Origin of the sequence: Streptomyces sp. NPDC023838, assembly GCF_040639555.1 — a bacterium.
Classification (GTDB): Bacteria; Actinomycetota; Actinomycetes; order Streptomycetales; family Streptomycetaceae; genus Streptomyces.
Genome location: NZ_JBFAAD010000008.1, coordinates 201,866 through 216,290 on the forward strand (window position 1 = coordinate 201,866; position 14,425 = coordinate 216,290).

The window sequence follows — 14,425 nt, forward strand, 5'->3', positions numbered from 1 at the left end:
GGGGCGCGGGGAACTGCGGGCCGGCCCCCCACCGGCCCGCAGACAAAGACCGGGCGCTACCGCACGCGGCCCCGCTTGGCGGCCATGTTCGCGCGGCCCTCGGCCGACTTGAGGCGCCAGTCGCGGCGCATCTCGTTGCGCAGGCGCGCGTCGGTCTTGGCGACGATCCGCCGGTTCTCGCGGATCAGCTTGCGGTAGCTCTCCAGGCGCCGCTCGGCCAGCGAGCCGTTCTCGATCGCCGCGAGCACCGCGCACCCCGGCTCCGCCTCGTGGGCGCAGTCGTGGAAGCGGCACTCCCCGGCCAGCTCCTCGATCTCGGCGAAGACCTGCCCGACGCCGCTCTCGGCGTCCCACAGGCCGACGCCGCGCAGCCCCGGCGTGTCGATGAGGACGCCGCCGCCGGGCAGGACGAGCAGATTGCGGGTCGTGGTGGTGTGCCGGCCCTTGCCGTCGACGTCCCGGATGGCCTGCACCTCCATCACGTCCGTGCCGAGCAGCGCGTTGGCCAGCGTCGACTTGCCCGCGCCGGACTGGCCGAGCAGCACGCTGGTGCCGCCCGAGACGACCGCCCGCAGCACCTCGACGCCGTCGCCGGTCGCCGAGCTGACGGGCAGGACCTGGACGCCGGGGGCGGCGGTCTCCACGTCCTGGACGAGGTAGGAGAGCCCGACCGGGTCGGGCACCAGGTCGGCCTTGGTGAGGACGACGAGCGGCTGCGCACCCGACTCCCACGCCAGGGCCAGGAACCGCTCGATCCGCCCGAGGTCCAGCTCGACGGCGAGCGAGACCGCGATGATCGCGTGGTCCACGTTGGCCGCGAGGATCTGCCCCTCGGACCGATTGGAGGAGGTGTTGCGTACGAAGGCGGTGCGGCGCGGCAGATACGCGCGGACGAACCGGGGGTCGCCGGCGGGCTCGACGGCGGCCCAGTCACCGGTGCAGACGACCCGCATCGGGTCGTGCGGGGTGACGAAGGCGGTGTCGGCGCGCAGCAGACCCTCGGCGGTGACGATGTCGCACTGGCCCCGGTCGACGCGGACGACGCGGCCGGGCAGCAGGCCCTGGTCGGCGTAGCGCGCGAAGTCGGCGGCCCAGGCGTCGTCCCAGCCGTAGGGAGACAGGGCGTGCGAGGTGGACGACTGCTGCGAAGCAGAAGAGGAAGACAAGGGGTGACCCTTCACAAGGGCGGCCCCGGCGGTGCGTTGGGTTCAGCCGGCGGCCACGGGAGTGGAATGGAGGCACTTCTGGATGAGGGCAGCGCCCATCGCAATGACAGCCATCGGTCACACCTCCCGGATCACATCTCACGGCCGAAGCACGTCGGCCAACGGCCGCCGCACGGAACGCAGTCACCATAACGCCGGGTCCCGACCCCGGCCAACTCCTTTTCCGGGCCCGCTCAGCGGCGTGCGGGAGCCGGTGCCAGGAAGACGTACCAGACCGTTCCCGTCCGGGGCGTGACCACCTTGCGGCCGGGCCAGGAACGGGCGTACGCGGGCGGGTTCGGCGCCTCCTGGACCAGGGCCAGCGGGGTGCGCCGCGCCGCCGCCACGATGCCCGGGACCGTCTGGGTGCGGTCGGCGCGGTCGCTGGCCTGCGAGGAGCAGCGGCCGTAGAAGGCCTGCGGCTGGGACTGCTCGCCGACGATGGTGCAGGGCGGGCGGATGCCGTACTCCGCGAGCCGGGCCACCAGCCATGTGTCGTCGGAGCGCAGCGCCTGCTGGCGTGCCGTGCGCCGGTCCATGATCCCGTACTGGCCCCAGAGCTGGAGCCCCACGCACACCGCGACGGCGGCCACCACGACCACCCGCCACCGTCCCCGCGCCGCCGCCACCGCCCCGGCCACGCACTCCGCGACGACCAGCGAGAGCAGCGCGTAGGCGGGGATCAGGAAGCGCGGCGCCGCATAGCCGATGCCGAAGAGGTAGGGCACGCCGAGCGCCGCCGCGCACCACACCGCGAGCAGCGCCGTGCGCACCCGGCCGGCCCGGGCCGCGCAGAGCACGCCGACGACGGTGAGCAGGGGAAGGGCCAACCACCATGCCGCGCTCATATGGGGGTTGGGCCAGCCGGAGGTGCAGGGGCGGCAGAGCAGTGGGCCGTTGAGGGTCATCAGGTTCATGCCGAGCGCGTTGTGCAGACTCAGTCCGCCCTGCGCCTCGCCCGCGCCGTGCACCCGCTCCAGGAGGCCGCCGAAGCGCAGATACGCCTCGACCACCCAGGGCAGCACTCCGGCCACCAGTCCGGCCAGCACCGCGACGACGAGGCGCAGCCGCCGCCCGGCCCGTACCGCGAGGACAGCCGCGAGCAGGGCCACCGCCAGATAGCCGCCGTCGTACGGGCGGACCAGCGCCGTGAAGGCCACGCTCAGGGCCACCGCGAGCAGCGGGCCGCGCCGCCGGTCCCGGTCGTCGGCGCCGTGCAGGAACCACCCCGCCCCGGCGACCGCCCCGTACGCCACGTACAGGTTGGGCATGACCTCGCCCGCGTAGAACTGCACCACCCACAGCCCGGCGAAGAGGACGGCGGCGAGCAGCACGACCCGGCGGCCCACCAGGGTCAGCCAGGGGCGGAAGGCGAGCGTGAGACCCGCCGCCGCGAGCAGCAGCATCCAGGCACGCAGCACCGGAACCGAGCCGGTGAGCTGGGCGACGGGCGCGGCGAGCCAGCTGATGCCCCGGGCCCGGGGCTCGCTGAAGAAGGCGTCGGGGACACGGGGGTCGACCTGGCTGACGTACACGGTCTCGTCCCAGCCGAGCGGCAGCCGCCAGGCGCCGGTGGCGAGCTGGACGGCGGCGCAGGCGAGCGCGAGCACGCCCCCCACCAGCGCCAGCCGGACGGTGTCGCGGGGCGCGGGGCGCGCGGCTGCTCGGCCCGGCAGGGGCCGGGTCGCTTGATCGGCGGCAGGCATGCGCACACGCTACGCGGCCGCGCGCCGCCCGGCAGGCAGAGTGCGCCAACGGAGGGGAGACACCCCGCCGGCATCACGCGGACGTCCGATTCGTACAAGACCCGCCGCCCCACCCCGCCTACGTTGAAGCCATGAACGCACGATTCGACTCCATCGGCCTGGTCGTCTCCGACATGGCCGCCTCGCTCGCCTTCTACCGCCGCCTGGGCCTGGACATCCCGGCCGGGGCCGACACCGAGCCGCATGTGGAGCACACGCTTCCCGGCGGCACTCGAATCCTGTGGGACACCGAGGAGGTGGTGCGCTCCTTCGACCCGGACTGGACCCGTCCGCAGGGCGGCGGCCGCGCCGATCTGGCCTTCGTCTGCGACGGGCCGGACGAGGTGGACCGGTTGTACGAGGAGCTGGTGGCGGCCGGGTACTCCAGCCACCTCAAGCCCTTCGACGCCTTCTGGGGGCAGCGTTACGCGACGCTCCACGACCCGGACGGGGTCGGCGTCTCGCTCTTCGCCGCCTCGGCGTAGGCGGTGAGGGTGGTCCCGGCCAGGTCGCGCATCTCGCGGGCGAGGTGGGCCTGGTCGGCGCACCCGGCGGCGAGCGCCGCCTGCGCGTACGGCACGCCCGTAAGGACGAGGTCGAGCGCCCGCTGGAGGCGTAGGACGCGCGCGAGGGTCTTGGGGCCGTAGCCGAAGGCGTCCAGGGAGCGGCGGTGCAGCTGGCGGGCACCGAGCCCGACCGCCTCGGCGGTCGCGGCGACCGGGGCGCCCGCCGCGAGCCGTTCGGCCACCGTACGCATCAGCGGGTCCGGCTCCCCGGCCCTGGCCAGCGCCACCGTCTCCAGGGCGGTGGCCGGGTCCGGGGTCTCGGCGATCCGCTCGGCGAGGCGGCGCACCTCGCCGCCCGGCCAGAGCGCGGCGAGCTCCACGCGCCGGTCGCGCAGCTCGTGCGCCGGTACGCCGAGGGCGGCCGGGCCGGCGCCCGGTGCGAACCGCACGCCCGCGTACCGGACCCCGGCGGCCGCGTCCGGTACGTACGCGTGCGTGTCCGGACCGGCGACGAACAGCTTCCCGTCGCGCCACAGCAGGTCCATGCAGCCGTCCGGCAGGACGCGACGGACGGCGCCCGGCCCCACCGTGCGCGCCCAGACCACCGCGCCGGCCAGCCGCGAGGCACGCTCTCGGTACATGTCTTCAAAGCTAACCCGGACAGCGGCCGGGGCGCTCCGCCACAATGGTCGCCCGGTCCGGCACGGCTGCGAGGGGGCGGCGATGGGTGCGCTGATGGAGTTCCAGACGGATGACGGTGCGCACGTCGTGGTGGAGGTCGAACGGCACGCCTCCGGCGCCAAGTTGGTGCGCCGGGGCGACAACTCCGTCTCCGAAGCGGCCCGTACGTTCGACAGCGCCCTGGAGGGCATCCGGGCGGCCGCCGAGTCCGCGCTGCACGTCTTCCGGGACGGGCGGCTCAAGCCGGACGCCGTGGAGCTGGAGTTCGGCGTGAAGCTGACTGCCGAGGCGGGCGCGGTGATCGCGAAGACGGCGGTGGAGGGCCACCTCCTGGTGAAGCTGTCGTGGTCGCCCGGGACCGGCGCGGCTCCCGACGCGCCCGCCACCGCCCCCGACCGCGGAGCCACGGCAGCGCGGTGATGGCGTCACCCTCCTGGCACACGTACATCGCGTGCGGCGGCGCGGTCGGCGCCGGATTCCTGTTCACCGACCGCCATGTGCTGACCTGCGCGCACGTGGTCTGGCAGGAGGAGGCGGCCGAGGTCCGCTTCCCCGGGCTGCCGGGGCGCGGACCGGTCGCGGCGCGCGTGGTGGCGCGCGGCGGCTGGGCGGGCGGCTCCCGGGACCCCGGCGACTGGGCCGTGCTCGAACTGGCCGGGCCCGTGCCGGTCCGCCCCGCCCGCTTCGCCCGCCCGGACGCGCCGTACGCGTACCCGGCCCCCAAGCTCCTCGCGCACGGCTTCCCGGAGGACTACGAGGAGGGCGTCCTCAGCGAACTGCGCTGCTCCGCACGCGACTTGACCAGCGGCGAGTGGACGCAGCTGGAGGCGTGGACGGGGTACGGGACGGCGGTGAGCGGCGGGTTCAGCGGCGCGGGTGTCCATCTGGCCGAGGGCGGCGAGGTGGTCGGCATGGTGTCCTCGATGGATCCGGTACGGATGGTCTCGGCGCAGGTCCTCGCGCGGTCCTGGCCGCCGCTCGCCGAGCACGTGCCGACCCCGGGCCACCAGGCAGCCGAGAAGCGCGCGCTGGCCGCGCTCCTCGCGCGCGTGCCCGACGGCACGGCCGACCCGGACGCGCTGTTCCGGCAGGCGGTGGGGCCGCTGGGGCTCGCGCCCCCGGACGGCGGTTTCGCGAGTCTGTGGGAGGCGGTGTGGCACCTGCTGGCGGAGTCGGTGCCGAGGGCGGGCGCGCTGCCGCTCGCCGAGTTCGCGGTACGGCTCGCGGCGGCGGCCGACGCGGGTGCGGCGCCGGATCCGGAGCTGGGGCGCGGGCTGCGCGAGTGGGCCCGGGCCCACCGGGCCCGCTTCAACGACCCGGGCGGGGGCGGCCGGGTCCCCGACCTCGGCTGGTCGCCGGTCCTGGTGGAGATCAACCGCAGCGGCGAGGGCCGGAACGCGCTCCTGGTGGAGGTGTACGCGTACCGGGACGGCAGCCGCAGGCTCGTCGACGCGGCCACGGTCACCGGCGAGAGACAGCTGCGCGAGTGGGTCCTGGACCGGGTCGACGCCGCGTTCGGGGACCTCGACGACCGGGGGCGGGCGCTGGTCGCGTTCGCGCTGCCGCGCAACTGGCTGCACAAGCCGGTCGACCAGTGGGTGCGGCGCAAGGGCATCGAGCCGCCGCTCGGCTGTGTGTCGCCCGTCGTCGTCATGGACCGGCTGCGCCGCAAGAACCCGCGGCTCCAGTGGACGCTGCGCCAGATGTGGGAGACCCTCGACGGCCGCCGCGGCTCCTCCGTCCACCGCATCGAGTGCGGAAGGACACCCCGCCCGGACAAGCTCTCCGTACAACTCCAGGACGTGTACGGGCCGGTGGGGTTCGCCCGGCCGCCCGACCCGGCGCGCACGGCCACCGAGCCGCACGGGGCCGCGCTCAACGCACCCTCGCCGATCGTGCTCTGGCCGCACACCGGCTGCACCGGAGCCGCCTGCGACGGCGGGTGCCGGGGCAGCGGCTTCCTGGACGAGCTGGGCCGCTGGCTGGCCGACCTGGCGCCCAGCGAACTCCCTGGCCACATATTGAAGTTGCGCAAGGAGGCGTTCATGCACGACGAGAGCGGGCCGCACTGGGCGGCCGGGCTCACCCTCGTCTGGGAGCACCCGCGCCACTTCCCGGCCGTCGCCCCGCCCGACCGGTCCCCGCTGAGCTGAAGGAACTGGAGCAGCCCGCATGTCCCTGTGGCCCGTGTACACCGGCGGCGGCCAGCCGCACGACGGCATCACCCAGCTCCCCCCGCCGCCGCCCTGGCGCGCCTTCAACGGCAAGCCGCTGCTGCCGCCGCCGTCCGAGGACCCCGACGACGCGGCCTCCTCACCGGACCGCACGCACCGCGCGCTGACGTACGTGGTCACCGAGCAGAGCGTCGAACTGGTCAACGCCGCGCTGTACTTGAGGCGTCCGCTGCTGGTCACCGGCCCGCCCGGCAGCGGCAAGTCGAGCCTTCCTTACGCGGTGGCGCGCGAGCTGATGCTGGGGCCTGTGCTGCGCTGGAACGTGACGAGCCGCAGCACGCTGGACGACGGGCTGTACCAGTACGATCCGCTGTCGCGGCTGTACGCGGCGCGGGAGGAGCACGGCACGGCCGTGGCCCTGCCCCGGTCCCAGGACGCCGCCAACGACATCGCCGACCATCTGCGGCTCGGCCCCCTCGGCACCGCGCTCCTCCCCCACCAGCGACCGCGCGTCCTGCTGATCGACGAGATCGACAAGGGCGACCTGGACCTGCCGAACGACCTGCTCAACGTCCTGGAGGAGGGCCAGTTCGAGATTCCGGAGCTGGTGCGGACGGCACACCGCGCCCCCGAGGCCCACATCATGGTGGCGGGCGCGGACGACCGGGTGCTGGTGCACCGGGGCCGCGTCCGGTGCAACGCCTTCCCGTTCGTCGTCCTCACCAGCAACGGCGAGCGCGAGTTCCCGCCCGCGTTCCTGCGCCGCTGTGTGACGCTGGAGCTCAGACAGCCGGACCAACGGCAGCTCAAGGCGATCGTGGAGGCGCACCTGGGCGAGCTGGACGCGGACGCGCTGGAGCTGGTCGACCGGTTCCTGCACCGCGCGTCCGGCGGCGAGCTGGCGACCGACCAGCTCCTCAACGCGGTCTATCTGACCCGTACTTCGGGGCTCCAGGGCGCCTCGCGCGAGCAGTTGGCGGAGCATCTGATGCCGTATCTGAGCCAGGCGCTGGAACCGGAGGGCCTGCGGCCCGATGAGTTCTGAGCCCGCCGGGGAACGGGATCTCGCGGAGAGGCTGCGGTATGTGCTCGCCGCGGCCGGCGGCCGTGCGCCGACCGGACGGGAGATCGCCGAGGCGCTGTGGCTGGCGGGGCACATGCGTCAGGAACCGGTGATCCGCAGCGGCGCGGACGCGCGGCTGCCGCTGCCCCCGCTCCCCGACGACATACGGGAGCGGGAGGCCCACGAACCCGAGGGACCCTCCGAGGCGGCCCCCGCCGAGCGGTCGCACGCGTCCGACCGCGTACCCCTGCGCACCCCGCCGCCGGGCGGCCCCGCGCCCGCGCCGGAGCGCGGCGGCGAACACGCGCCCCTGCTGGCCCCCGCGCCCGCGATGCTCACGCATCCCCTGGCGCTCCAGCGGGCCGTACGCCCGCTGAAGCGGCGGGTGCCCTCGGCGTACGAGCGGGAGTTCGACGAGAGCGCGACCGCCCACCGGGGCGCGCTGGCCGGCGCCCGCCCCGAGTGGTGGTTCCCGGTGCTGCGCCCGCGCCCGGAGCGCTGGCTGCATCTGCGGATCGTCTTCGACGCGGGCCCGACCATGGCGATGTGGCGGCCGCTGCTGCGCGATCTGCACCGGGCGCTGGCCCAGACGGGCGCGTTCCGCACGGTGGAGGTGCTGCCGCTGGCCGCCGACGGCTCGCTCCCGGCCCGCCCGGCCGCGACCAGCCGTACGGCCGTGCTCGTGCTCAGCGACTGCATGGGCCCGCAGTGGCGGGACGGCCCCGCCGGGCGCCGCTGGTACCGCACGCTGCGCGGCTGGGCCCGCACCCTGCCGGTCGCCGTGGTCCAGCCGCTGCCGGAACGGCTGTGGCAGTACACGGCGTTCGCGCCCGCCGCCGGGCTGCTGAGCGCGCCGGGCCCGGGCGCGGCGGGGACGTCGCTGACGTTCCTCCCGTACGAGCGCGACGCGGCCGCGAACGTACCGGGCGGCATCCCAGTGCCGGTCCTGGAGCCGTCGGCGCGCTGGCTGCGGAACTGGGCGGAGCTGGTGGGGGCGCGCGGCGGTGCGCAGGTGCCGGGCGCGGCGGCGGTCCTTGGGGTGCGGCCGCCGTGCGGGGAGGCGGCGGCGCCGGTCCTCGACCTGCCCGCCGACGAACTCGTGCTGCGGTTCCGGTCGGTGGCGTCCCCGGCCGCGTTCCGGCTCGCGGCGCATCTGGCGGTCGGCTGCGCGCACCTGCCGGTGATGCGGCTCGTGCACGCCGCCGTGGAGCCGCACCCACGGCCGCAGCACCTGGCGGAGGTGGTCCTGAGCGGCATGCTCACGGCGGTGCCGGGCCCGCCGGGCGCGTACGACTTCCGGCCCGGGGTGCGCGAGGTGCTGCTCGGCACCCTGCCGCACACCGCCCACGTCCGCACGAGCGGCCTGCTGAGCCGGGTGAACGCCCGCATCGAGGCGCTGGCGGGCGCGGTCCCCGGCGAGTTCCGCGCGCTGGTGGCGGCGCGGGGCGGGCCGGTGGGGGCGGTCCCGGGGGATCCGTTCGCGCTGGTCAGCCGGGAGAGCGTGCGGATGCTTCGGGGGCCGGAGGATGAAGGTGCGGGGCGGGTGCTGGCGGGGCGGTACCGGTTGAAGCAGCGGGAGTTCTCCGCCTCCGGTGAGCGGTGGGAGGCCGAGGACCTGTCGTCGGGAGCCTCGGTATTGGTGACGCTGTTCCGCCACGCGCCGTCGACGGTGATGTCCTTCCTCGACGAGGCCCGGCGCATTGCCCGCGTCCGCCACCCCCAGCTGGTGCTGAACTTCCCACCGTTCGCGGTCGAGGGCGCGCTGTGCCTGGTCTCCGAGCTGGTGCGCACACCCAGCCTCGCGTCCGTGCTGGCGGAGTATCCGTCGGGTCTTCCGGCCGACGCTCTCGCACAGACAGCGCGGGAGTTGCTCTCCGGCGTGGGCGCGCTCCACGAAGCGGGAGTGGCCCACGGCGACCTGACGGCGGACAGCGTGCTGCTGTCCCGCGACCGGGGTGCTCTCCTGCGCGCTCCCGGGATCCGCCCCGGTCCGGTAAGCCCGCAAGACGACCTCCTCGGGGTCGGTGTGGTTCTGTACGCGCTGGCCAGCGGCCCGCGCCAGCTGACCTCCACGGCACTCGCGGCACGGCGACCGGACCTGCCTCAGGAGTTCTGCGACGCGCTTCTGAGACTGTTCGAGTCGTCGCCCGCAGACCGCCACGGGGCCGCCGCCGAACTGCGTGGCGCCCCCGTGGGGCCCCGGCGCGTCTACCGCCTGCTCGGCCCGCCCGAGGCCTGGGTCAACGGTGTCCCGGCTCCCGAGACCGACGGCCCCGAGCTGCGCATGCTGTGCGCGCTGGTGCTCGCGCGCGGCGAGAGGGTCACGGGCACGGAGCTGTGGGAACCGGAGTGGCGGCACGACGTCCACGAGGTCGCGGCTCGCCTCATGCGCATGGGCCACCCAGTCGAGGGCACGGCCGACGAGACCTACCGGCTGACCCTCAAGGGCGCCGACGTCGACCTCCTCAGCGCCGAACAGCTCGTCTTCCAGGCGGAGACGGCTGAGTCCTCCGGCGACCGCGACCTCGCCCTGGAGCGGTACGAGACCGCGCTCGGGCTGTGGGCCGGCGAGCCGCTGGAGGGGATGCCGGGCCAGTGGGCGGCGCGGCACCGGGGGGAGCTGGCGGAGCTGCTGCGGACGGTGACGGAGCGGCGGGACGCGCTCCGAAGGGCAGGGCTGTCGCAGCCCGCCGTGGTCCTTGAGGTGGCCCCGGACCGCGTCGGCCATCTGGTCCCGGACCCCCTGGTGGCCGCCGTGGAGCGGGTGTTCGGCGTCCGGCCGGAGGTCAGGTACGACGGCACGAGCGTCCTCCTACTGGCCCGCCTCGACGACACGCCGTCCGGCGTGCTGCGGCGGGCTGTGGAAGAGCTGCCCGGGGCCTTGGTCCGGAACGTGCCGCACGAGTGGCTGGACTCCGTACAGCTGCGCCTGCTGGTGCAGACGGACGGCGAGCACGCCCTGGCGAGGTCACTGCTCGCCCTGGCGCCGCCGACACCGGAATCCGGCACCGACATGCTGGGCGTCTGTGTGCAGGACACCGTGTACGGGCTGCTCGACGCCGAAGACGCCGAGGGGTACGAGCGCTACGGAGATGCCGGATCCGCCATCTGGTTTCGCCGGGTCACAGCGGCGGAGTTCACCAATAGCGTCGAGTTGCGCTTCCCGCTCCCCAGTACGGTCGACGGCCTCGCCTTCACCGCCGAGGCGCTGGCCATCTGGCGGGCGGACGTCGACGGCGCCCCCCGGGTGCAGGAGGTTCGGCAGCAGCTCAGCAGTATGCTCGCCCCCCTGGTGCGCGACCACGGGCTCGCCCAGATCGACCTGGCGCAGGTCCGGGTGGACGCGCGGCTGAGCAAGCGGGTGACTCTCGGAGAGGGCGGCGCCGACCTCCTCGCCCACGTCACCCTCCACCCCGCCCTCACCCCCCTCCGCACCCTCCTCACCCCCGTCCGCACCGTCCTCGTCGACCACGACGGCACGCTCTCCCGCCCGCACGCCCTGGAGGCGATCCGGGCGCTCACGGACTCCGGGCGGCGGGTCGTCGTGGTCGCCGGCGGGGCCGAGAACGCGGTGCGGCAGGCCCTCGGCGACCTGCCCGTGGACGTCCGGACGCGGACCCGGATGGGCGAGGACGCGATCCTCCAGGCCGTGGGCAGCATCGCCGACGCGCTGGTGGTCGGGCGGATGCCCGGCGCCGCCGCCATCGCCGCCCGGCTCGGCGTCGCGTACGTCGGGCTCGCGGACGGCGCGGCCTCGGCGGCGGACCTGCGGGCGGCGGGGGCCACGCTCGTCACCACCTCGCTCGGGGCGATCACCGATGCCCTCACAGAGGGCTAGGGCCGGTCCTTGCCGTGCGGGTCCCGCGTCCCGTGCAGCCGGGACCTCACATCGTCCGGCGGCAGGAACCGCGACCACCGCTCCGGGTACTCCGACGGCATTCCGAGGTCGGCGGGGTCGAAGTCGTCCGGGTCGCCCTGGTAGGCGGCCCGGGCCTGGGCGGCGCGGGCCACGACCTCGGCGGCCTGGGCAGCCTTGACCCGCTCGTTGGCGGCGCGGGCGGCGGCCGTGGCGACCGACGGCCACACCCGGTCGATCGCCGCGTTCACCGCCGCGCCCACCAGGACCGCGAAGGCCGACACGCCGATCCACAGCAGCACGGCGACGGGCGCGGCCAGCGAGCCGTAGATGGTGGGGCCCTCGACCGTGTTGGTGAGGTAGATCCGCAGCAGGAACGAGCCGAGCACCCACATCGCCAGAGCGACCAGCGCGCCCGGCACGTCCTCGATCCAGGGCGAGCGGACCGGTACCGAGACGTGGAAGAGGGTGGTCAGAAATGCCACCGAAAGGAGGATCATCACCGGCCAGTACAGAACGCTGATCACATCCGTCCCCCACGGGATCAGCTCGACCACCCGGTCCGGCCCGACCACCGCGAGCGGCAGCACCACCGCGCCGATCAGCAGGGCCACGATGTAGAGCAGCAGCGAGAGCATCCGGGTGCGCACGATGCCCCGGTGGCCGTCGAGCCCGTACATCACGGTGATGGTGTCGATGAAGACGTTGACGGCCCGGGAGCCCGACCAGAGGGCGAAGGCGAAGCCGAGGGAGACGATTTCCGGCCGTTTCCCCTTGGTGACGTCGGCCAGGAGCGGCTCGGCGAAATCGTGGACGCCCCGGTCGGAGAGGACCGACTGGGCGGCCGTGAGGATGTTCTTGTTGATGCTGGCGACGGTGTCCGTGTTGGTCCAGCCGTCGACGTAGCCGAGCAGCGCGATCAGGCTGAGCAGCAGCGGAGGCAGTGAGAGCAGGGTGAAGAAGGCCGCCTCGGCCGCGAGCCCGAGGATGCGGTACTCGATGCACGAGTTGACGGTGTCCTTCAGGAGCAGCCAGGCCATCTTCCGCTTCGATACGTTGCGGTAGAGGACGCGGGCCCGGTGGAGTCGGCTCGGGGCCCGGTGGAGTCGGCCCGATGGCCGCTCGGGTGTTTCATTTGCTGGCTGCACCTCCTTACCGTATCGGCATGGCAGCCACCACCCACACAGTGACCAACCAGGCTCCGCCCCTGGTGGGATACGACGTCTTCCTGTCCGACCGCGCTCTCGCCGAGGGGGTGGCACGGCATCTGGCACCCGGCCTCGTCGAGGAGGCGCGGGACGAGCTCAGCACGCTCGGGCGCACCGCGGGTTCCACCCAGGCCCAGGAGTGGGGCGTCCTGGCGAACGAGAACCCGCCCAAGCTCCGCACCCACGACCGGTACGGCAACCGCATCGACGAGGTCGACTTCCACCCGAGCTGGCACCGGCTGCTGGGCCACGCCGTCGGGGCGGGGCTCACCGACGCCTGGGGGCGGCCCGGCGGGCATGTGCGGCGCGCCGCCGGGTTCCTGGTGTGGACGCAGGCCGAGGCGGGCCACGGGTGCCCGCTGTCGATGACCCACGCGGCCGTGCCCGCGCTCCGGGCCGATCCGGCGCTGGCCGCCGAGTGGGAGCCCAAGCTCACCTCCCATGTGTACGAGGAGGGGCTGCGGCCGGCCGCGCAGAAGGCCGGGGTGCTCCTCGGGATGGGCATGACGGAGAAGCAGGGCGGCAGCGACGTCCGGGCCAACACCACGCAGGCCCGGCCGCTCGGGGATGGCGGTGAGTATCTGCTGACCGGGCACAAGTGGTTCTGCTCGGCGCCGATGTGCGACGGGTTCCTGGTGCTCGCGCAGGCGCCGGGCGGGCTGACGTGCTTCCTGGTGCCCAGGGTCCTGGACGACGAGACCCGTAACGTGTTCCGGATCCAGCGGCTCAAGGACAAGCTGGGCAACAGGTCCAACGCCTCCAGCGAGGTCGAGTTCGACGAGACGTGGGCGCGCCGGGTCGGGGACGAGGGGCGCGGAGTGCGCACCATCATCGAGATGGTGGCGGCGACCCGGCTGGACTGCGTGGTCGGTTCGGCGGCGCTGATGCGGCAGGGCGTGGCCCAGGCGATCCACCACGCCGCGTACCGCAGCGCGTTCGGCGGGGTGCTGATCGAGAAACCGCTGATGAGGAACGTGCTGGCGGACCTGGCTCTGGAGTCGGAGGCGGCGACCACGCTGGCGCTGCGGCTCGCGGCCGCCAACGACTCCGGGAGCGAGCAGGACCGGGCGCTGCTGCGGCTCGCGGTGCCGGCCGCGAAGTACTGGGTGACCAAGCGCTGTACGCCGCTCGTCGCCGAGGCCCTGGAATGTCTGGGCGGCAACGGGTACGTGGAGGAGTCCGGGCTGCCCAGGCTGTTGCGCGAGTCGCCGCTCAACTCGATCTGGGAGGGCTCGGGCAACGTCCAGGCGCTGGACGTCCTGCGGGCGCTGCAGCGCGAACCGCACGCCCTGGACGCCTACCTGCAGGAGGTCGGCCAGGCGCGCGGCGCGGACCACCGCCTGGACGGGGCGATCAAGGACCTGCTGACGGAGCTGGCGGACCTGGACGGCGTCGAGGCGCGGGCGCGGCGACTGGTGGAGCGGATGGCGCTGGTGCTCCAGGGGGCGCTCCTTGTGCGCTGGGCGCCGCCGGAGGTCGCGGACGCGTTCTGCGCGTCCCGCCTCGGCGGCGACTGGGGTACGGCCTTCGGGACGCTGCCGCACACGCTCGATCTGGGCGCGGTCGTGGAGCGGGCGCGGGCGGAGGTCTGACGGTCCGGCCGTCGGGGCGAGAAGGCCGCCTGGCCGCCGGCGCGAGGAGGCGGGCGCCCGGTGGCGAGTAGGAGCGGCGGGCGCGCGGTGGCGAGTAGGAGCGGCGGGCGCGCGGTGGCGAGAAGGTGCGGCGGGCGCCCGGTGGCGAGAAGGTGCGGCGGGCGCCCGGGCCTTCAGCGGCCCGGGCGTCCTGACCGGAACGTGCGTCGGGGGTGGTGCTGCGCCGACACGGCACCACCCCCGCACTCCCATGCGCCCTCGCGGGCCATGACGACCGGACGTCCGGTGTTCCACCACCTTCGTACACACGCACGTCCGTTCGCGAGAGTTGCAAAGGGTTGCAGCCATGTGCGGCATATCGCCCGCGCGCGAACGCCCGGGCGGGCACGATGAAT

The 14,425-nt window shown here is 74.5% G+C and carries 10 protein-coding genes; 6 read left to right on the forward strand and 4 right to left on the reverse strand.

Annotated elements, in window-relative coordinates; translation table 11 throughout:
- Nucleotides 1-56: 56 nt before the first annotated feature.
- Nucleotides 57-1,166, reverse strand: coding sequence for a ribosome small subunit-dependent GTPase A (gene rsgA / locus AB0G17_RS13545; RefSeq protein ID WP_361380450.1), 1,110 nt, complete (start codon nucleotides 1,164-1,166; stop codon nucleotides 57-59).
- Between the two features lie 233 nt (nucleotides 1,167-1,399).
- Complete coding sequence (locus tag AB0G17_RS13550; RefSeq protein ID WP_361380454.1) at nucleotides 1,400-2,911, reverse strand: hypothetical protein; 1,512 nt, start codon at nucleotides 2,909-2,911, stop codon at nucleotides 1,400-1,402.
- Between the two features lie 131 nt (nucleotides 2,912-3,042).
- Here AB0G17_RS13550 and AB0G17_RS13555 point away from each other — a divergent pair, with 131 nt between their 5' ends.
- Nucleotides 3,043-3,435 carry a VOC family protein gene (locus AB0G17_RS13555; protein WP_361380457.1) on the forward strand — a complete coding sequence of 131 codons (393 nt, stop codon included), beginning with the start codon at nucleotides 3,043-3,045 and terminating at the stop codon, nucleotides 3,433-3,435.
- On the opposite strand, the gene AB0G17_RS13560 is transcribed toward AB0G17_RS13555, so the two are convergent.
- Nucleotides 3,375-4,097 (reverse strand): DUF6597 domain-containing transcriptional factor, encoded by a 723-nt coding sequence (locus tag AB0G17_RS13560; protein WP_361380460.1) that lies wholly within the window; start codon nucleotides 4,095-4,097, stop codon nucleotides 3,375-3,377. The genes AB0G17_RS13555 and AB0G17_RS13560 overlap by 61 nt on opposite strands.
- An 82-nt stretch (nucleotides 4,098-4,179) precedes the next feature.
- Between AB0G17_RS13560 and AB0G17_RS13565 the strand changes: the two genes are divergently transcribed.
- From AB0G17_RS13565 to AB0G17_RS13580, 4 genes are read left to right on the forward strand one after another with little or no spacing between them, the layout of a single operon-like run.
- Nucleotides 4,180-4,557 carry a CU044_2847 family protein gene (locus tag AB0G17_RS13565; RefSeq protein ID WP_361380463.1) on the forward strand — a complete coding sequence of 126 codons (378 nt, stop codon included), beginning with the start codon at nucleotides 4,180-4,182 and terminating at the stop codon, nucleotides 4,555-4,557.
- Nucleotides 4,557-6,290: a trypsin-like peptidase domain-containing protein gene (locus AB0G17_RS13570; RefSeq protein ID WP_361380466.1), complete on the forward strand. Its 1,734-nt coding sequence runs from the start codon at nucleotides 4,557-4,559 to the stop codon at nucleotides 6,288-6,290. Before AB0G17_RS13565 ends, AB0G17_RS13570 begins: the two co-directional genes overlap by 1 nt.
- 19 nt (nucleotides 6,291-6,309) lie before the next feature.
- Nucleotides 6,310-7,356: a MoxR family ATPase gene (locus AB0G17_RS13575; RefSeq protein ID WP_361380469.1), complete on the forward strand. Its 1,047-nt coding sequence runs from the start codon at nucleotides 6,310-6,312 to the stop codon at nucleotides 7,354-7,356.
- Nucleotides 7,346-11,212, forward strand: a complete 3,867-nt coding sequence (locus tag AB0G17_RS13580; protein ID WP_361380472.1) for an SAV_2336 N-terminal domain-related protein — start codon at nucleotides 7,346-7,348, stop codon at nucleotides 11,210-11,212. Before AB0G17_RS13575 ends, AB0G17_RS13580 begins: the two co-directional genes overlap by 11 nt.
- Here AB0G17_RS13580 and AB0G17_RS13585 read toward each other — a convergent pair.
- Nucleotides 11,209-12,378 (reverse strand): YihY/virulence factor BrkB family protein, encoded by a 1,170-nt coding sequence (locus tag AB0G17_RS13585; protein ID WP_361380475.1) that lies wholly within the window; start codon nucleotides 12,376-12,378, stop codon nucleotides 11,209-11,211. The two genes, AB0G17_RS13580 and AB0G17_RS13585, sit on opposite strands and share 4 nt — an antisense overlap.
- Before the next feature lie 17 nt (nucleotides 12,379-12,395).
- Between AB0G17_RS13585 and AB0G17_RS13590 the strand changes: the two genes are divergently transcribed.
- Nucleotides 12,396-14,030, forward strand: a complete 1,635-nt coding sequence (locus tag AB0G17_RS13590) for an acyl-CoA dehydrogenase family protein (RefSeq protein ID WP_361380478.1) — start codon at nucleotides 12,396-12,398, stop codon at nucleotides 14,028-14,030.
- Nucleotides 14,031-14,425 lie beyond the last annotated feature (395 nt).